This is a genomic window from Sphingomonas sp. TX0543 (assembly GCF_048565505.1).
GTDB lineage: Bacteria > Pseudomonadota > Alphaproteobacteria > Sphingomonadales > Sphingomonadaceae > Sphingomonas.
Window position 1 is genome coordinate 1,665,731 of sequence record NZ_JBLZUS010000002.1, and the last position, 17,444, is coordinate 1,683,174.

General features: G+C 66.1%; 17 protein-coding genes. 5 read left to right on the top strand and 12 right to left on the bottom strand.

All coding sequences use genetic code 11. The features are described from left to right. The first annotated feature begins 21 nt into the window (after positions 1–21). On the top strand, positions 22–2,265 hold the full coding sequence (locus tag ACM61V_RS08610) for a transferrin receptor-like dimerization domain-containing protein (RefSeq protein ID WP_249341447.1): 2,244 nt from the start codon (positions 22–24) through the stop codon (positions 2,263–2,265). Positions 2,266–2,332: 67 nt separating this feature from the next. Continuing rightward, positions 2,333–3,022 (top strand): ferritin-like domain-containing protein, encoded by a 690-nt coding sequence (locus ACM61V_RS08615; protein WP_137785875.1) that lies wholly within the window; start codon positions 2,333–2,335, stop codon positions 3,020–3,022. Between the two features lie 76 nt (positions 3,023–3,098). On the opposite strand, the gene ACM61V_RS08620 is transcribed toward ACM61V_RS08615, so the two are convergent. The 4 genes from ACM61V_RS08620 to ACM61V_RS08635 are packed head-to-tail and all read right to left on the bottom strand — an operon-like array spanning position 3,099 to position 7,059. Then, positions 3,099–3,842 (bottom strand): peptidase, encoded by a 744-nt coding sequence (locus ACM61V_RS08620; RefSeq protein WP_419713944.1) that lies wholly within the window; start codon positions 3,840–3,842, stop codon positions 3,099–3,101. A gap of 19 nt (positions 3,843–3,861) precedes the next feature. Next, entirely contained in the window at positions 3,862–4,713 is an 852-nt protein-coding gene (locus ACM61V_RS08625; RefSeq protein ID WP_137785873.1) for a transglutaminase family protein, read from the bottom strand. After that, positions 4,713–5,648, bottom strand: coding sequence for an alpha-E domain-containing protein (locus ACM61V_RS08630; RefSeq protein ID WP_137785872.1), 936 nt, complete (start codon positions 5,646–5,648; stop codon positions 4,713–4,715). The genes ACM61V_RS08625 and ACM61V_RS08630 overlap by 1 nt, the downstream gene beginning before the upstream one ends. Position 5,649: 1 nt before the next feature. Continuing rightward, positions 5,650–7,059: a circularly permuted type 2 ATP-grasp protein gene (locus tag ACM61V_RS08635; protein ID WP_419713945.1), complete on the bottom strand. Its 1,410-nt coding sequence runs from the start codon at positions 7,057–7,059 to the stop codon at positions 5,650–5,652. A 324-nt stretch (positions 7,060–7,383) separates the two neighbouring features. On the opposite strand from ACM61V_RS08635, the gene ACM61V_RS08640 reads away from it, so the two are divergent. Beyond that, a complete protein-coding gene (locus ACM61V_RS08640; protein ID WP_137785870.1) occupies positions 7,384–7,935 on the top strand; it encodes a TetR/AcrR family transcriptional regulator in 552 nt (183 codons plus the stop codon). Positions 7,936–7,938: 3 nt separating this feature from the next. Here the strand turns inward: ACM61V_RS08640 and rfbA are convergent, their stop codons facing one another. From rfbA to ACM61V_RS08665, 5 genes are all read right to left on the bottom strand, one after another. Next, positions 7,939–8,808, bottom strand: a complete 870-nt coding sequence (gene rfbA, locus ACM61V_RS08645; protein ID WP_137785869.1) for a glucose-1-phosphate thymidylyltransferase RfbA — start codon at positions 8,806–8,808, stop codon at positions 7,939–7,941. Beyond that, the gene (gene rfbD / locus ACM61V_RS08650; protein ID WP_137785868.1) at positions 8,805–9,692 is read right to left on the bottom strand and encodes a dTDP-4-dehydrorhamnose reductase; all 888 of its coding nucleotides are present in this window, start codon (positions 9,690–9,692) and stop codon (positions 8,805–8,807) included. Before rfbD ends, rfbA begins: the two co-directional genes overlap by 4 nt. Continuing rightward, entirely contained in the window at positions 9,689–10,741 is a 1,053-nt protein-coding gene (rfbB, locus tag ACM61V_RS08655) for a dTDP-glucose 4,6-dehydratase (protein ID WP_137785867.1), read from the bottom strand. Before rfbB ends, rfbD begins: the two co-directional genes overlap by 4 nt. A gap of 9 nt (positions 10,742–10,750) precedes the next feature. After that, the gene (rfbC, locus tag ACM61V_RS08660) at positions 10,751–11,317 is read right to left on the bottom strand and encodes a dTDP-4-dehydrorhamnose 3,5-epimerase (protein ID WP_137785866.1); all 567 of its coding nucleotides are present in this window, start codon (positions 11,315–11,317) and stop codon (positions 10,751–10,753) included. Positions 11,318–11,387: 70 nt separating this feature from the next. Next, positions 11,388–12,329: a D-2-hydroxyacid dehydrogenase gene (locus tag ACM61V_RS08665; protein ID WP_137785865.1), complete on the bottom strand. Its 942-nt coding sequence runs from the start codon at positions 12,327–12,329 to the stop codon at positions 11,388–11,390. A gap of 46 nt (positions 12,330–12,375) precedes the next feature. On the opposite strand from ACM61V_RS08665, the gene ACM61V_RS08670 reads away from it, so the two are divergent. Further along, on the top strand, positions 12,376–13,350 hold the full coding sequence (locus tag ACM61V_RS08670; RefSeq protein ID WP_137785864.1) for a M48 family metallopeptidase: 975 nt from the start codon (positions 12,376–12,378) through the stop codon (positions 13,348–13,350). A 4-nt stretch (positions 13,351–13,354) separates the two neighbouring features. Here the strand turns inward: ACM61V_RS08670 and cysS are convergent, their stop codons facing one another. The 3 genes from cysS to ACM61V_RS08685 all read right to left on the bottom strand — a co-directional run bounded on the left by cysS (position 13,355) and on the right by ACM61V_RS08685 (position 16,957). After that, the gene (gene cysS / locus ACM61V_RS08675) at positions 13,355–14,785 is read right to left on the bottom strand and encodes a cysteine--tRNA ligase (RefSeq protein WP_137785863.1); all 1,431 of its coding nucleotides are present in this window, start codon (positions 14,783–14,785) and stop codon (positions 13,355–13,357) included. Positions 14,786–14,967: 182 nt separating this feature from the next. After that, positions 14,968–16,260 (bottom strand): sensor histidine kinase, encoded by a 1,293-nt coding sequence (locus ACM61V_RS08680; protein WP_249341446.1) that lies wholly within the window; start codon positions 16,258–16,260, stop codon positions 14,968–14,970. Further along, positions 16,244–16,957 (bottom strand): response regulator, encoded by a 714-nt coding sequence (locus ACM61V_RS08685; protein WP_249341445.1) that lies wholly within the window; start codon positions 16,955–16,957, stop codon positions 16,244–16,246. Before ACM61V_RS08685 ends, ACM61V_RS08680 begins: the two co-directional genes overlap by 17 nt. 248 nt (positions 16,958–17,205) lie before the next feature. Between ACM61V_RS08685 and rpsU the strand changes: the two genes are divergently transcribed. Further along, the gene (gene rpsU / locus ACM61V_RS08690) at positions 17,206–17,412 is read left to right on the top strand and encodes a 30S ribosomal protein S21 (protein WP_022686405.1); all 207 of its coding nucleotides are present in this window, start codon (positions 17,206–17,208) and stop codon (positions 17,410–17,412) included. Positions 17,413–17,444 lie beyond the last annotated feature (32 nt).

The window sequence follows — 17,444 nt, forward strand, 5'->3', positions numbered from 1 at the left end:
GAGTGGGGGGACGGCATGGGCATGGCTGGACGGATTCTGGCGGGCGTTGCGCTCGCGGCGATGGCGGCGGGCGGCCTCGCGCAGAGCGCGCCCACCGACAGCAAGGCGATCGAGGCAAGGTTCGATCAGCAAGTCAGCAGCGCCGACCAGCTGGCGTGGCTGAAGGAGATGGCGTCCGAGCCCAATCATGTCGGCTCCCCGCACGACAAGGCCAATGCCGAGGCGTCGCTCGCCAAGTTCAGGCAATGGGGATGGGACGCGCGCATCGAAACCTTCCATGTCCTTTATCCCACGCCGGTTTCCACGACGGTGGAGATGGTGTCGCCTGAGAAGATCGTGCTTGGCGGGCAGGAGCCGCCGATCGCCGGCGACGATACCTCCGCGAACACCGCACATGCGCTGCCACCCTATGTCGCGTTTCAGGGTGACGGCGATGTCACCGGCGATCTCGTTTACGTGAACTATGGAATGCCCGGGGATTACCAGGATCTCGCGCGGCGCGGGATCGACGTGAAGGGCAAGATAGTCATTGCGCGCTACGGCACCGGCTGGCGCGGGCTGAAGCCGAAGCTCGCGCAGGATCACGGCGCGATCGGCTGCATCATCTATTCCGATCCGGCCGATGACGGTTATGGTCAGAGCGACGTATATCCGGTCGGCGGCGCGCGGCCCGCGGGCGGCGTGCAGCGCGGCTCCGTGGCGGATATGCCGCTTTATCCCGGCGATCCGCTGACGCCCGGCGTAGGCGCGACACTGAACGCCAAGAGGCTGAAGCGAGAGGATGCGAAGACGATCCTCAAGATCCCGGTATTGCCGATGTCTTACGGCGATGCGCAGAAGCTGCTCGCCCGGCTTGGTGGGCCGGTGGCGCCCGAGCCTTGGCGTGGCGGCCTGCCGGTCACTTATCACATGGGCGGCAACAACGGCGTTTCCGTTCATCTCGCGGTGAAGTCGGACTGGAAGCTGACCCCGGTCTATGATGTGATCGCGACGCTGAAGGGCGCGCGCTACCCCGATCAATGGGTGATCCGCGGCAACCACCACGATGGCTGGGTGTTCGGCGCGTCCGATCCGCTTTCAGGCAATGTCGCGATGCTTTCCGAGGCGAAAGCGCTGGGCGAGCTTTATCGTCAGGGCTGGAGACCGGCGCGGACGATCGTCTACACGAGCTGGGACGCGGAAGAGCCGATGTTGCTCGGCTCCACCGAATGGGCCGAGCAGCATGCCGACGAGCTGAAGAAAAAGGCCGTGATCTATATCAACACGGACAACAACGGGCGCGGCACCTTCTATGCGCAGGGCAGCCATCCGTTTCAGCATCTCGTCAATGGCGCCGCCGCCGATGTGACGGACCCTGAGACCGGTGCGACTGTAGCGGCGCGCGCGCGTGCTTCCGTGCTGGTGGGGGCGTTCGAGGGCAAAGAGCATCCGGGCGAAGCGACGCTGGAGGCCGCGCGGAACGGCGGCGATCTGCCGCTCGGCGCACTGGGATCGGGATCGGATTATTCCGCCTATCTCCAGCATCTCGGCCTGCCGGCGCTGAATATCGGATTTGGCGGCGAGGATGAATCGGGCGGCGTCTATCATTCGGTCTACGACAGCTTTCATCACATGACGACGTTCGATGATCCGGGCCTGAAATATGGCGCGGCCTTATCGAAGGTCGTGGGCCGGCTGGTGCTGCGACTGGCCGATGCCGATCTGCCGGTGCAGCGCTATGGCGATTTCGCCGATACGGTATCGACCTATCTCGGCGAGGTGAAGAAACTCGCCGCCGATCGCCGCGCGCAGGACGAGCAGCGCGATCGATTGCTTAGCGACGGCGCGTTTCGGCTGGCGAGCGATCCGCTAAAGCCGGTCGGCGCGCCGGCCGCCGAACCGATGACGCCGCATATCGAGCTTGCGGCGCTGGAAAATGCGGTCGATACGCTCAAGCAATCCGCTTCGGCGTTCGACAGTGCGCTGGCGGCGCGTGGCGCGGGGCTGACGCGGGCGCAGCGCGATCGGCTTGGCGCTCAACTCCGCGATATCGATCAGCTGCTGCTCGACGATCGCGGCCTGCCGGGTCGTCCGTGGTACAAGCATCTCATCTATGCGCCGGGCCGCTTCACCGGCTATGGCGCGAAAACGCTGCCGGGGGTGCGTGAAGCGATCGAGGAGCGGCGTTTCGACGACGCCAACGATTATGCCGCGCGGACGGCGAAAGTGCTGCGCGACTATGCGGCGCGGCTCGATATGGCGCGCCGGACGTTGGAAGAAAGATAGACCGTGTAAAGCGGAGACGGCGTGGCCGATGGCCGGCCGCCTGGAACGAAAGGAGCTGGATCGTTCCATGATGACATGGTTTCGCGAGCGCTATCTCGATCTGCTCGGGTCGATATATATCTATAACGAGCATCGCGGTTACAGGTCGATCGATCGGGTGCTGGAGGCGGTTCGCCGCCGCGCGCCCGACGATCACGCGCTGATCGCCGCGATCGAACAGCACCGTGCCGACGAGCGCAAACACTATGTCATGTTCAAGCGCTGGTTCGAATTGCGCGGCAGCATGCCGTATTTCATCGATCGCACCTGTGGCCATATCGACCGCTTCGTGGAGATCATGTTCCGTTCGACGATCGACGAACTCGATACCGATGCCATCGTCGCGCGCGACGATCTGTTCGAGCGGCTGTGCCGCGTCATCGCACTGACCGAGCAGCGTGGGCATCGCCAGGTGGAAATCCTGCTGCGGCATTCGCTGGTGCGGCATGATGCGGTGCTGATGCGGATCTTCCGGATCATCGAGCGCGACGAGCCGAGCCACTGGGCGCCCTACCAGGGCTGGCTCCACAGCCACGGGAAGCGTGATCCGAAATGGTGGGAGCGGGCGATCGATACGTTCATCCACTCCGAGCTGTTGTTCTTCAAACTGCCGGTGTTGTTCCTGCATCCGCGCCTTCTCCGCCGGACGCAATGGGCCGATGCGTCCGACCCGGCCGAGGCGCTGGCCTCCTCATTTTCCCTCGCCGTGCCGCGGTAGCCCGGCGGGCGGAAAAGCAGGAAGGCGCGTCGCCCAATGCCCGCGCTTGTTCAGCGATCATTGGCGGCGGGCGTGTTCAGGGAGCCGCGGTCATCCCCGGCAGCGTGCGGAACGCGGCGCGCAGGCGCTCACCCCATTCGCGTGAAATGGCGATGAAGCGCGGGTCATCGGCTTCGATCCGTTCTCGTGTCTGAAACGCGAAGCTGTCCGCGCGCATCACCGCCAGATCCAGCGGCATGCCCACCGAGAGGTTCGAATGGAGCGTTGAATCCATCGATACGCACACCGCCTTGACGACCTGTTCGAGCGGCATGTCGATCCTCAGAACCCGGTCGAGGATCGGCTTCCCGTATTTATGCTCGCCGATCTGGAAATAGGGCGTGTCGTCTGTCGCTTCGACGAAATTGCCAGCCGAATAAACCATGAACAGGCGATGCCGCCCGCCCGCGCGCTGCCCGGCGACAAGGATCATCGCGTCCGCCCCCGCGCCGCCGGCCTGGATCGACTCGCGATAGCGATCCTGCTGCGCCTGCATCGCCTCGCCCACCAGTTCCGCGATGCGATAGATGCTTTCGGCGTTCAGCACCGTTTCGATCTCTGGATCGTCGGCGGATTTCTCGATCGCCTTGTTCAGCCGGGTGATGACGCCCTGGGTGATCGAGAGATTGCCCGAGCACAGTATCCCGATCGCGCGCTCGCCCGAAACCTCCCAGGTGAACATCTTGGCGAAGCGCGAGATGTTGTCGATTCCCGCATTCGTTCGGGTATCGGATAGCAACACCAGCCCATCGGTCACGCGCACCGCGACGCAATAGGTCATGCGAACTCGTGCCCCCGTTTCATTGCTGCTGCTGCTGCTGCTGTTGCTGCATCGCTTCGATATCGCCTTCTCCGCGCGCGATCCTCACGTCGGCGGAAACGGTTCCCGGCCCCCCGCCGGTCACGATCCCGCGTAACGGGGCCGCGTCATTGGCGTCAAGACCAGTGCACAGGCGCACGTAGTGATCGGTCGGGCTCAGCCCGTTCGCGACGTCGAACCCGACCCAGCCGAGCCCAGCCACATGGGCTTCTGCCCAGGCATGGGTTTCGAGTTGCTGGTAGGCCTCGTCGCCGGCCAGCAGATAGCCGGTGACGTACCGCGCCGGCACGCCGCGCGCGCGGGCAGCGGCGATGAAGATATGCGAGTGGTCCTGGCATACGCCGCCGCCGCCCGCCAGCGCCGCGGCGGCGGGGGTGGCGCTGTCGGTCATCCCGCTGCGATAGGGCAGGGCGGCTCGCACCTCGGCGCTCAGCGCGTGCAGCCCCGGCAGCGCGCCGGCCCCCGGCTCCAGCCCGCCGCCAAGCGCGCGGATTGCCTCGTCAGGCTGCGTCAACGGCGTGTCGCGCAGGAAAACCTCCGGCGGGCACGCGCGCCGCAAGCCCTTGATGATCCCGGCGCGATCCTCCGTTTCGACGCGGCCGTGCGCCACGATCTCCAGCTCGTCGTGGTGACGGTGGCTCAGCCATTGTGCGAAACGCTCGCCATAGCCGCCCATGGTGCCGTGCGTAGTCTCCTCGCCGTCGATCTCGACGTGCCAGTCTATCACGCGCTGCCCGTCGAAGCTTGGCGGAAACAGTTTGAGGCGCAGCGCCAGCCCCGCCGCGCCGGCCGGATAACGCATATGGGTGAGGTGGCGGACGAGGAGCAGCATCAGTTGAAATGATAGGTCTGCGCGATCTCGCGCGACAGACGGTTGGTGACGTTGAGGGCATTCTGCACGAATTCGTGCAGCCCCTCCTCGAATATCTCGCCGCTCTCGCGGTCGCGCAGCTCGGCCAGCATCGCGGCGGCGGTGTCATGCGCCGCGCTGCGCCCGCCGTGCGACTGCGCCAGGCGATCGAGATGCCAGCCGATCTGGCCGAAGCAGAACGAAATCGAGCGCGGGAATTGCGGGTTGAGCACCAGGAGGTCGGTGATGCGCCAAGGGGAATAATCGCCGCCGCCATAGACGTGGTGATAGACCCGCGCGGCGGCCAGGGCATGCAGCACCGATGTCCACTGATAGTGATCGCGCACGCCGCCGACGACCGAGGTTTCGGGCAGCAGCACGTAATATTTCACGTCGAGCAGCCGCAGCGTCATCTCCGCGCGTTCGAGCGCGCCGCCGATCCGCAGGAAATCATGGCCTTCGTTGCGCAACTGCCCGGTTTCCACTGTGCCACGAAAGGTGGAGGCGCGGGTTTTCACCCAGTCGAGCAATTCGGGAAGGTTGCGCCGCGCGCTCGTCACGTCATATTGCTCCAGCCGGCGCCAGTCGTCGTTCAGCGCCTCCCACATGTCCTGCGTCAGCGCCGTGCGCACCGCCCGCCCGTTCGCGCGGGCCTGAAGCAAACAGGCGCGGATCGACGAGGGGTTGTTCTCGTCGAGCAGCAGCAGCCGGACGATATCCGCCTCCGCCACGGCACGATCGCCCTCGATCAGCCCGTCGGCGCCGGTGACGCGAAGCACGGAGCGCCATTCCTCGCGGTGGATCGGGCCGGGCAGGATCGTCATGCGCTGCCCCATCTGGATCAGCCGCGCGGTGCTTTCGGCGCGCTCGATATAGCGGGCCATCCAGAAGATGTTCTCGGCGGTGCGGCTCAGCATCTCAATCTTCCAGCACCCAGGTGTCCTTCACCCCGCCGCCCTGCGACGAATTCACCACCAGCGAGCCTTCGGTCAGCGCCACGCGGGTCAGTCCGCCCGGCACCAGTCGCATCCGCTTGCCGACAAGGCAGTAGGGACGAAAATCGACGTGACGGCCCACGATCTCGTTATGGCCGAGCACCGGCACGGTGGAGAGATCGAGCGTCGGCTGCGCGATGAAGTCGGCCGGGTCGGCGCGGATGCGCTCGGCATAGGCGGCCACCTCGGCGCGCGTCGCCTTCGGGCCGATCAGCATGCCGTAGCCGCCGGAGCCGTGGACCTCCTTTGCCACCATCTCGTCCAGATGATCGAGCACATAGGCGCGCTCTTCCGGCACGGCGCAGCGCCATGTCGGCACGTTTTCGAGGATCGGCGTTTCGGACAGGTAGAAGCGGATCATCTCCGGCACGAAGAGATAGATCGCCTTGTCATCCGCGATACCCGCGCCCGGCGCGGAGCACAGGTTCACCCCGCCCGCACGATAGGCGCCGAACAGCCCCGGCACTCCCAGCAGCGAATCCGGGCGGAACGTCAGCGGATCGATGAAATCGTCGTCGATGCGGCGATAGATGACGTCGACCTGCTTGGGGCCGCGCGTCGTTTTCATCCATACCTTGTCGTTATCGACATACAGGTCGAGCGGTTCGACCAGCTCGACGCCCATCAGATCCGCCAGGAAGCTGTGCTCGTAATAGGCGGAATTGAACGCGCCCGGCGTCAGCACCACCACGGTCGGATCGCTGCCGGCGCCCGCAGGGGCCACTTCCTTGAGCGTCGCGAGCAGATCGTTCGGATAGGAATCGACCGGTGCGACGTGGGTGGAAGCGAACAGCTCGGGAAACATGCGCTGCATGATCTCCCGGTTTTCCAGCATGTAGCTCACGCCGGATGGTGTGCGGCAATTGTCCTCCAGCACCTGGAAGCCGCCCTGGCCGGTGCGGATGATGTCGATCCCGACGATATGGCTGTAAACCCCGCCGGGCGGATCGAAGCCGATCATCTCCGGCAGGAAGGCGCGGTTGCGATAGATGAGGTCGCTCGGCACGATCCCGGCGCGGACGATCTCGCCGCGATGATAGACGTCGTAGAGAAAGGCGTTGAGCGCCTGAGCCCGCTGCCGGATGCCGCGCGCAAGCGTGCGCCATTCCGCGCCGGAAAACACGCGCGGCAGCAGATCGAAGGGTATGAGCCGTTCGGGATCGCCGCCTTCGCCATAGACCGCAAAGGTGATGCCGATCCGGCGAAATATCGTTTCGGCTTCCTTCAGCCGCGCGTTGAGCCTTTCGATCCCGACTTCATCGATCCAGCGCTGAACCTCGGCATAACAGGGCCGAACCGCAGCGTTCTGATCCGTCATCTCGAAAAAGGCCATTCGCTCTCCTTCGCTCGTCATTTGATGATGCGCTGCACAAGATTATTTGCAAGAGCGAAATTGCGCGCGACAAGCGGGCCGGGCCCTCGAACCGCCGATCGATCGTTTGAGTGACTGAGGTGCAGGCGCAGTCATTGATCGGCGCCTGATCGAGCAGCTCGCCGGTCATGCGCGAAATGACGGCGTCGGCACGCGCAATCCCCGCCTTCCGCCCAGTTGCCGCGCCGCCGCGATTGACCAGAAGAAGTGCGGCGGACGCGAGCGTAATGTGAGCGTTGTCAACATCTGCTTGCCCGCCCGGCATGGGCGGCGCTATGTGCGTGGATGGCAAAGGCTTATCACCATGGTGATCTCCGGGCGGCTCTGGTGGCGGAGGGCGTGTCGCTGCTCGAAAGCCAGGGAGCGGACGATCTGTCGTTACGTGAACTGGCGCGACGCGTCGGCGTGAGCGCGACGGCGTTGTATCGCCATTTTCCCGACAAGGCGGCGCTGATGGCCGCCGTCGCGCGTGAGGCATTGGCGAAGCTGGCGAGCGCGCAGCGCGAGGCGTCGGAGCGCGCTGGCGGCGGGGTGGCCGGGTTCAGCGCGACGGGCGCGGCATATGTGCGTTTCGCGCGCGACAATCCCGGCCTGTTCCGGCTGGTATTCGCGCATCCAGTGCCGCCGGGTTTCCACGACAAGGAAGACGATGCGATGGCGATGCTGAAAGCCACCGCAGCGGCGCTGGCGCCGCCGGGCACGGATGCGAACGCCTTTGCACTGCGGGCATGGTCGCTCGCCCACGGGCTGGCGATGCTCATGCTGGACGGTCAGGTATCGGTGGACGACGGGACGATCGATCGGGTGATCGACGTCTCCGCGATCCGCGGCGGCTGAGCGTCAGCCCTCGCGGACGGCGTTGATGATGGCGCGTCCGTAGGCGGTTTTGCTGAGCGCCTCGCCGCGTGCGAGTGCCTGTTCGGCGGTGATGAAGCCCCGGGTGAAAGCGATTTCCTCCAGGCAGGCGATCTGAATGCCCTGGCGGTGCTGGATGGTGCGGACGAATTCGGATGCTTCCAGCAGACTGTCATGCGTGCCGGTATCGAGCCACGCATAGCCGCGCCCCATCTGCTCGACGTATAGATCGCCGGTGTCCATGTAGAGGCGATTGAGATCGGTGATCTCCAGCTCCCCGCGCGCCGATGGCTTCAGATCGCGCGCGAGATCGATCACGCGATTGTCATAGAAATAGAGGCCGGTCACGGCGTGGTTCGATCTTGGGGTGGCCGGCTTCTCCTCCAGACTGATCGCGCGGCCGGTGTTGTCCAGCTCGACGACGCCGTAGCGCTCCGGATCATCGACACGATAGCTGAACACCGTTGCCCCTTCGGTGCGCGCGACGGCGCTCGCCAGCAAATTGGTCAAATGCGCGCCGAAGAAGATGTTGTCGCCCAGCACCAGCGCGACGCGATCGTCGCCAATGAAGTCACGCCCGATCGTGAAAGCCTGTGCGAGGCCCTCGGGGCGTGGTTGTTCGGCATAGGAAATGGAAAGGCCCCAGTCGCCGCCGGTGCCGAACATGCGCCGGTAATTGTCGATGAACTCGGGGCTGGAGATGATCAGGATATCGCGGATCCCCGCCATCATCAGCACGGACAGCGGATAATAGATCATCGGTTTGTCATAGACCGGCAGCAGCTGCTTGTTGATCGCCAGCGTCGCCGGATGCAGCCGGGTGCCGGACCCGCCGGCGAGTATGATGCCCTTCACGTGGGTGTTCCGATCAGTTCGTCGAGAATGTCGTCCAGCGCGTCCTGCCACGGGCGCGGGTCGATACCGTAAGCCGCGCGGATCGCGCCATGATCGAGCCGCGAGTTGGCCGGGCGCCGCGCCGGCGTGGGATAATCGGCGGTGGCGATCGGCTCCACCATCGGCGATGGGCCGCCCCGCCGCGCCGCGCCGGCGAAGATCGCGCGGGCGAAGCCGCACCACGTCGTCTCGCCGGCGTTGCTGAAGTGGAAGGTGCCGGTCGGCGCATCCGCGTCGTCCGCCATGCGCAGTGCGATCGTCGCGACCGCGGCGGCGAGATCGGCGGCGCTGGTCGGCGCGCCATGCTGGTCGTCCACCACGCGCATCGTGTCGCGCTCGGCGCCGACGCGCAGCATCGTCCGGATGAAGTTGTTGCCGTGCGCGCTCACCACCCATGAGGTGCGCACGATGGCATGCCGCGCGCTTCCGGTCGCCACCGCGAGATCGCCGCCGAGCTTCGACGCGCCATAGACGCCGAGCGGCCCGGTCTGGTCGTCGGGCGCCCAGCGGCCGTGCTTCGATCCATCGAATACATAATCGGTCGAGACATGGATCAGCGGGATATCCGCCGCCTTGCAGGCTTGCGCGAACGCGGCCGGAGCGAGCGCATTGACCGCCCAGGCGTTGACGCTGTCCTCCTCCGCCTTGTCGACCGCGGTGTAGGCGCCGCCCGAAATCACCGCCGCCCATGGCCGCGATGCGACCAGCGCCGCGATCGCCTGCGTATCGCGCAGGTCAAGCTCGTCGATATCGACCGCTACGATGCCCCAGCCGTCTGGCCACGGATAGCGTCGCAGCTCGGTGCCGAGCTGCCCGTTGCCGCCGGTGACGAGGATTTCCCTCACGCCGCAAGCCCGCGACGCTCGGAAGCCTTGGCCTGGACCAGCGCGCGCCACCACGGCTCGTTGGCGAGATACCAGCGCACCGTCTTTTCGATCCCGCTCTCGAACGTCTCCGCCGGCTCCCAGCCCAGCTCGTCGCGGATCCGCGATGCGTCGATGGCGTAGCGCGCGTCATGGCCGGGGCGATCGGCGACGAACGCGATCTGCTCCCGGTACGAACGCCCGTCGGCGCGCGGCCGCTCGCGATCGAGGATCGCACAGACGGTTTCCACAACCTCGATGTTCTTTTTCTCGTTATTGCCGCCGACATTGTAGGTACGCCCGGGCGCGCCGCGCTCGAACACCGCCTGCAGCGCGCGGACATGATCCTCGACATACAGCCAGTCCCGCACGTTGGTGCCCTGGCCGTAGACCGGCAGCGGCTCGCCGGCGAGCGCCTTGGCGATCATCAGCGGGATCAGCTTTTCCGGGAAGTGATACGGGCCATAGTTGTTCGAGCAATTGGTGATGAGCACCGGCAGCCCGAACGTATGGCCCCAGGCGCTGACCAGATGGTCGCTGCCGGCCTTGGACGCCGAATAGGGCGAGCGCGGATCATAGGACGTTTCTTCGGTGAACAGGCCGGTGTCGCCCAGCGAGCCGTAAACCTCGTCGGTGGAGATATGGTGGAAGCGGAAAGCCTGCTTCGTCATGCCCTCCAGCGATTGCCAGTAAGCCCGCGCCTCGGCCAGCATCGTGTAGGTGCCGACCAGGTTGGTCTGGATGAAAGCGTCTGGCGCGTCGATCGAACGATCGACATGGCTCTCGGCGGCGAGGTGCGTGATCACTTCGGGGCGGAAATCCGCGATCGCCGCGCGCACCGCGCCCGCGTCGCAGATGTCCCCCTGGACGAAGCGATAGCGGTTGCTGTGCGCCACTTCCTCGACGGTGGAGAGCGTGCCGGCATAGGTAAGCTTGTCGAAGTTCAGCACCTCGTGATCGCTATCGGCGATCAGATGGCGAATCAGCGCCGAGCCAATGAACCCGGCGCCGCCGGTGACGAAGATACGCATCGGATTACCTCAGGAAAGCGGCGCCAGCGGGCGGCCGTCATAAGGGAAGGGGCTGTCGAAATCGGCCAGTGCGGGCAGCTTCGCGTCCTTGGCTGAAAGCTCGGGCAGGGTGCCGGCCGGCAGCGACCAGTCGATTCCCGCGCTGTCCCAGCGAATGCCGCCATCGCAATCCGGCGCGTAATAATCGGATACCTTGTACGTCACCTCGCAATCCTCGGTCAGCGTGATGAAGCCATGCGCGAAACCGATCGGCACGAACAATTGCCGCCCGTTCGCCGCCGAAAGCTCCGCTGCGACATGCCGTCCCCAGGTTGGCGACCCGCGCCGCACGTCCACCGCTACATCGAGGATGCGCCCGCGAATGCAGCGCACCAGCTTGTCCTGGCCGTGCGGCGGCGTCTGGAAATGCAGGCCGCGCAGGGTAAACGCTGGCACGGAAAGCGAATGATTGTCCTGCACGAAACGGCAGTCGATCCCCCGCTCCGCGAAGCGCCGCTCGGTATAATATTCGGTGAACCATCCGCGTGCGTCGCCATGGCGCACCGGCTCGATCAGCTGGACTGGATTATCGTTCATCGAGGCGGTGCATAGACTGGCGGGCGTTCGCGGACAATTAAGATGCGGACAATCAGGATGCGGCGGCGGGTCAGTATCCGGCTTCCAGATCAGCGACATTCTGCATCGGCTTGCCGTTCAGAAAGGCGGCCAGATTGTGCAGGAAGAGCGCGCTGGCGCGCTGGAACATCTTGGGGCGGCCGCTGCGCCCGGACAGGTGCATGGTTATCATGCAGTTCGGTGCCGACCACAAGGGATGCTCGGCCGGCAGCGGCTCCGGGTTGGTCGGGTCGAGAAACGCGCCGCCGATCGTTCCGCCATGCAACGCGGCCAGCAGCGCCTCGTCGTCGATCATGTCTCCGCGCGCGATGTTGATGAGCCACGCGCTGCTCTTCATCGCCGCAAGCTCGGTCGCGCCGATCATCGCCTTGGTATCGGGTGTCGAGGGGGCCGCGAGCACCACCCAGTCGAAGTCGCCCAGCATTGCGCGCCATTGATCCGGCGTAAGCGAGCCGTCGCGCCCCGAACGGGTGACGCCGGTCACATCGACGCCAAACGCCTCCAGTTGTTTGGCGATCAGGCGACCGATCGCGCCAAGCCCCACCACCAGCGCTTTGGTGCCATATAATTCGGTCATGCCCGGCGCATCGAGCAGCCATTCGTGGCGGTCAGCGGCGCGGACGACCTCGTCGTAGCGCTTCGCCGCCGCCAACACGCCCATCACCGCATATTCCGCGACCGCGATCGCATTGATCCCCACGCCATTGGTGACGATCGCCCCCCGCTCGCGCAGCACGTCGAGCGGAAACGCATCCAGCCCGGCGTAGATCGTCGATACCCATTTGAGATTCGGGCCGGACGCGCGGATCGTTTCCGCGACGCTCGCGCTCTTCTCCATATCGACCCAGGCGATATCCGCATCGGCGATCATCGCCTTGGCATCCACGACGGATTTCCACCACGAAACAGATACTTCGCTGGGGATATGCGGTTCGAGCAACGGGCGCGCGTGCGCGGGCAGGACGGCTTTCATGGCATGACGATAGCGTCTTGAGCGGTCCGCGCCTATCGTGCGTGACGTGATAAAGTTTCGTTTTGCGGCTGCCTCCCTCCCGATCGCGCTGATCGCCGCCGCGCCTGCCGGTCTTTCGGTGGAGAGCCTTGAGGCGCTGCGGGCGATCGACCTGCGGCTCGGGACGATCGGCTATCGCCTCGCAACCGCCAACGCGGCACTCTGCGACCGGCAGTCCCGCACGACCGGGGCGCTGGTTCACGCGGTCACGCAATATGACCGTGCGAGCGAGGCGGCCGCAAGACAGGCATTCGGCTTCGCGCCGCCGGTGGCGGTGGAAGCGGTGGTTCCGGCTTCACCTGCCGCGCGCGCGGGGCTCCGGCCCAATGACGGCATCGTCGCGGTCGATGGCGTGGCGACTGTCGATCGGGCGATCGCCCCCTCGGTCGCGGATCGCGATGCCGTGCTGGCGCAGATCGCGCGCGGCACCGGAAAGGTGCGGTTCGATTTGCTGCGTGGCGGGGATCGGCGATCGGCGCAGGTCGATGCGGTTCAGGGATGCGAGGCAACCTTCGAGGTAGTGCTGGGCCCTGAATTGACGGCCCAGTCCGATGGCAAAGTGGTGCAGATCGGGGTGCGCTTCCTTGAGCGCTATAGCGACGCGGAAGTGGCCGTGATCGCCGCGCATGAGCTTTCGCACGTCATCCTGAAGCATCGCGCCCGGCTGGAAGCGGCGGGGGTGAAGGGCGGGCTGTTCGGTGAAATGGGCCGCAACGCCCGCCTGGCGCAACGCGCGGAGGAAGAGGCCGACCGGCTGAGCGTCCATCTGCTCTACAATGCGGGTTACGACACCGCCTCGGCGGCGGCATTCTGGCGCGCGCATGGGCGCGACGTGGACGGCGGCTTTTTCCGCAGCCGGACCCATCCATCGACCAGAGCGCGTGTCGCGGCGATCGAGGCGGAAGCAGCCACGCTGGCGGCGTCACCCGCGCGTCCGTCAATCCCGGCGCTCGTAGCGGAGCGGGAGCGGCCGATGCGGTGAGCGGCTAAGCCTCCACCCGCCAGTCCCACGCCAACGGATCACCGTCCATCACCTCCACGCCGGCGGCGATCAGTTCGTCGCGGATCGCGTCGGAGCGGCCGAAGTCCTTGGCCGCGCGCGCCTCGCGGCGCTCGGCGAGGCGGGCCGCGATCGTTGCCTCGTCGATCGTCGCGCTCGCCGGGCGGACGCGCAGATCCTCGCGGCGCAGGCGGGAAAGATCGAGCCCCAGCAGCGCATCGAAATCGGCCAGCGCAAGCAGGCGCTCCTGCGAGGCGATCTTGCGGTCCGCCAGCATCGCATCGAGCACCGGCAGCGCGCGCGGGGTGTTGAGATCGTCAGACAGCGCCGCATCCAGTTGTTCGCGATAGCCGTCGGCCGAGCTGGCCGATGGCGCGGGCGGGCGGGCACGCAGCCCCTCCACGGCCTGCACCAGCCGCTTCAGCCGCACCTGCGCCGCCGCCAGATTCTCCCACGAGAATTCCAGCTCGCTGCGATAATGCGCCTGCAGGCACAGCATCCGATAGGAAAGCGGGTGGAAGCCGCGATCGACCAGCGCGGCGAGCGTGAGGAACTCGCCCGATGATTTGCTCATCTTGCCCGCGCGTTCGACGAGGAAGTTGTTGTGCATCCACAGGGTGGCCCCGCTGTCGGTGCATTCGCAATGCGCCTGGTTCTGCGCGATCTCGTTGGGATGATGAATCTCGCGATGATCGATTCCGCCGGTGTGGATGTCGAAATGATCGCCAAGATATTTCTTGCTCATCACCGAGCATTCGAGGTGCCAGCCCGGCGCCCCCCGGCCCCACGGCGAATCCCATTCCATCTGCCGGTTCTCGCCGGGCGGGGAGGCGCGCCAGATCGCGAAATCCTGCGGATGGCGCTTGCCTGATACGGGATCGATCCGGCTCTCGCCCTCGTCGTCGCGCACACGCGCGAGCCGACCGTATTCGGGGACGGTGGAAACGTCGAAGTACAGGCCGCTTTCCAGCCGGTAGCAGTGTTTCGCCTCGATCTTCGCGGCGAAATCGATCATGTCCGCGATATGGTCGGTGGCCAGCGGAAAGCGCGCGGGGTCGCCGATGTTCAGGTCGCGCAGGTTCTGCTTGAAGGCCTGTGTGTAATGCGCGGCGATCGCCCAGATATCCTGCCCGGATTTCTTCGCCGCCGCCTCCATTTTGTCGTCCCCGGCATCGGCATCCGAGGTGAGATGGCCGACATCGGTGATGTTGATGATGTGGGTCAGGTCATAGCCCTTCCAGCGCAGCGTGCGCGCCAACGTGTCCGTGAAGACATAGGCGCGCAGATTGCCGACATGGGCATAGTTGTAGACGGTCGGGCCGCACGAATAGACGCCCACTTTCGGTGCGGCGATCGGACGGAACGCCTCGGGCTGACGGGTGAGGCTGTTATAGAGGGTGAGCGGGGCGCCGTGCATGGCTGCGCTCCTAGCGGGCAATGAAAGCCCCCGCCAGCCGGGAGTCTGGCGGGGGCGGGCATAGCGACGAGCGCCTTGCCGTTCGTGCTGGATGAGCCGGTCATCCGAAAGCGTTGAACGGCTATTCGATCCCGAACGTCACGCGCATATTTCAATGGCCTGCCGGAACATTTCAGATTGTTTCAGCGCGCCAGCGGCAGCGAGACGGTCGCGACCGCGCCGCCACCCTCGCGATTGGCGAGCGCCACGTGCCCCTCGTGCCGAATCACGATCGCCCGCGCGATGGCCAGGCCCAGCCCGGTGCCGCCGGTGGCGCGGTTGCGTGAAGGGTCGCCACGCACGAAGGGGTCGAACAGGCGATCGGCCTTCGCCGGATCGATGCCCGGTCCATCGTCCTCGATGCGGATGGTCGCTTCGCCACCGGCCACCGCCCAGTTCAGCCGGGCCGCATCGCCATAGCGGATCGCGTTCCCGATCAGATTGGCGAACACGCGGCGCAGCGCGCGGGGATCACCGCGCACCACCGCGCGGGGGCCGGGCGTGAGCGAGACGGCCGCGCCGCCGACGCCCATGTCCTCCACAACGCTGTCCAGCAGGCTCCCCAGCTCGACGAGTGACGAATCGCGTTCGCCCGCCTCGTCACGCGCGAAATTCAGCGTGTCGGAAATCATCGCGCGCATCTCGTCGATATCCGCCGAAGCGCGGTCGCGCGCGCCCTCGGGCAATTGCTCGACCCAGAAGGCGAGGCGCGACAGCGGCGTGCCCATGTCGTGCGCGATCGCCGCCAGCATGTTCGTGCGCTGTTCGGCGTGGCGGGTCAGGCGATCGTGCATGTCCGCGACGGCAGTGGTCAGCGCGCGGACCTCGGCCGGGCCGCCGGCGGGAAAGACGGGGCGATCCGCGCCGGCGCGCGCCTGGTCTGCGGCGTTGGCCAATCGCCGCAGCGGGCCGGAGATGATGCGTGCGATCCACCACGCCGGAATCGACAGCAGCAATATCGTGATCGACATCGCGATCAGCGTGCGGCTGTGCCAGTTGCTGAAGCGCGGGCCGGGCCGCCCTTCCACGATCCGCCATCCCGCCGGCGTGCGCCAGCCGAAGGCGAACCCGCCGACGAACGCGCTGGGGATGCCGGGCGGGGTCCGCACGATCATCGCCACCACATCGCCATGCGGCACGTGCAGCGCATGGGCGAGGCGCTGCGCCGCGTCCGTATCGGCGTGTTCCGGCCCGAGCGGGATCGGCGGGCGATCCGCGGTATAGATGCGCAGCGGCGGCCCGGGATCGCCCGGTTGCCGCCCGGTGCGCAGTGCGAAGGCGATGCTCGCGATGCCGCGCGGCGGGTCTTTCGGCGGTGGCCCGTTGAACGTGACCGCGAACAGCACCACCGCCGTCAGCACGATCGCGCCCAGCACCAGCACCAGGATCGGCGCCGCGATGGAGCGTACCGGGCGATGCTCAGCGATGGTCGACATCGACCGTGAACATATAGCCTTCGTTGCGGACGGTGCGTATCAACTCGTCATCGTCGTCCCGGGCGAGCTTGCGGCGAAGACGACTTATCTGCACGTCGATCGCGCGATCGAAATGCTCGGCGTTCACCCCGCGCGAGAGGTCGAGAAGCTGGTCGCGGGTCAGCACGCGGCGGGGATGCTCGACGAACGCGAGCAGCAGCCGGAATTCCCCGTCGGACAGGTTGATGACCACCTCGTCGGGATCGATCAGCTGCCGCCCGACCGGATCGAGCCGCCAGCCGGCGAAGCGTTGATGCGGGCGCTCCCCCGGCACGGTGCGCGCGCCGCCCTGGTTGCGCCGCAACACCGAGCGGATACGCGCGAGCAACTCGCGCGGGTTGGCAGGCTTCGCGACATAATCGTCCGCCCCCATCTCCAGCCCGACGATCCGGTCGATCTCCTCGCCAATCACCGACAGGATGATGACCGCCGGTGAGCGCGCCCGATCGAGCGAGCGCAGGATCGACAGGCCATCCTCGCCCGGCATCATCACATCGAGCACGATCAGCGCATAACTCTCGCTCGCGAGCAGCCGGCGCATCTCGGCGCCGTCGGCGGCGGTATCGACGATGTAACCGTGCGTGGAAAGGAAGCCCGCGGTAAGCTCGCGGATGCCGGGATCGTCGTCTACGATCAGCAGGCGGGTTTCCATATCCATGTCGACAGCGGCATTTAGCATGGACGCAAGATTAGGCGAGCGATGTCTCGCGCAGGTTTCAGCGCCGCAATATTCGGCGGATCGCGCGCCGCCGTGACGATCTGGCAACAGGTCGGCACAACATCATGCCGTTAAACTTGCCTTCCCGGCCTCGCGCTGGTAGGGGCCCACCGTTCACGGCGCGGACATGGTTCGACGCCGGCCTAGCTATTTGGCCCGTACCAGCCGATTCGGAGAAGTTCGAGTTTATGCAGATCATCGTTCGCGACAACAACGTCGACCAGGCACTGCGCGCGCTCAAGAAGAAGCTGCAGCGTGAAGGCGTCTATCGCGAAATGAAGCTGCGCCGGCACTATGAGAAGCCGTCGGAAAAGCGCGCCCGCGAGCGTGCGGCGGCCGTCCGTCGCGCCCGCAAGCTCGATCGCAAGCGCGCCGAGCGCGACGGCGCGCGGTAATTACCGCGTTGGCGCGCCGCCTCCGATGGGGC

Excerpts from the sequence above, each read along its gene's own strand:
- ACM61V_RS08610 (WP_249341447.1), top strand. The coding sequence starts at position 22 with ATGGCTGGACGGATTCTGGCGGGCGTTGCGCTCGCGGCGATGGCGGCG.
- ACM61V_RS08615 (WP_137785875.1), top strand. The coding sequence starts at position 2,333 with ATGATGACATGGTTTCGCGAGCGCTATCTCGATCTGCTCGGGTCGATA.
- ACM61V_RS08620 (WP_419713944.1), bottom strand. The coding sequence starts at position 3,842 with ATGACCTATTGCGTCGCGGTGCGCGTGACCGATGGGCTGGTGTTGCTA.
- ACM61V_RS08625 (WP_137785873.1), bottom strand. The coding sequence starts at position 4,713 with ATGCTGCTCCTCGTCCGCCACCTCACCCATATGCGTTATCCGGCCGGC.
- ACM61V_RS08630 (WP_137785872.1), bottom strand. The coding sequence starts at position 5,648 with ATGCTGAGCCGCACCGCCGAGAACATCTTCTGGATGGCCCGCTATATC.
- ACM61V_RS08635 (WP_419713945.1), bottom strand. The coding sequence starts at position 7,059 with ATGGCCTTTTTCGAGATGACGGATCAGAACGCTGCGGTTCGGCCCTGT.
- ACM61V_RS08640 (WP_137785870.1), top strand. The coding sequence starts at position 7,384 with ATGGCAAAGGCTTATCACCATGGTGATCTCCGGGCGGCTCTGGTGGCG.
- rfbB (WP_137785867.1), bottom strand. The coding sequence starts at position 10,741 with ATGCGTATCTTCGTCACCGGCGGCGCCGGGTTCATTGGCTCGGCGCTG.
- rfbC (WP_137785866.1), bottom strand. The coding sequence starts at position 11,317 with ATGAACGATAATCCAGTCCAGCTGATCGAGCCGGTGCGCCATGGCGAC.
- ACM61V_RS08665 (WP_137785865.1), bottom strand. The coding sequence starts at position 12,329 with ATGAAAGCCGTCCTGCCCGCGCACGCGCGCCCGTTGCTCGAACCGCAT.
- cysS (WP_137785863.1), bottom strand. The coding sequence starts at position 14,785 with ATGCACGGCGCCCCGCTCACCCTCTATAACAGCCTCACCCGTCAGCCC.
- ACM61V_RS08680 (WP_249341446.1), bottom strand. The coding sequence starts at position 16,260 with ATGTCGACCATCGCTGAGCATCGCCCGGTACGCTCCATCGCGGCGCCG.
- ACM61V_RS08685 (WP_249341445.1), bottom strand. The coding sequence starts at position 16,957 with ATGGATATGGAAACCCGCCTGCTGATCGTAGACGACGATCCCGGCATC.
- rpsU (WP_022686405.1), top strand. The coding sequence starts at position 17,206 with ATGCAGATCATCGTTCGCGACAACAACGTCGACCAGGCACTGCGCGCG.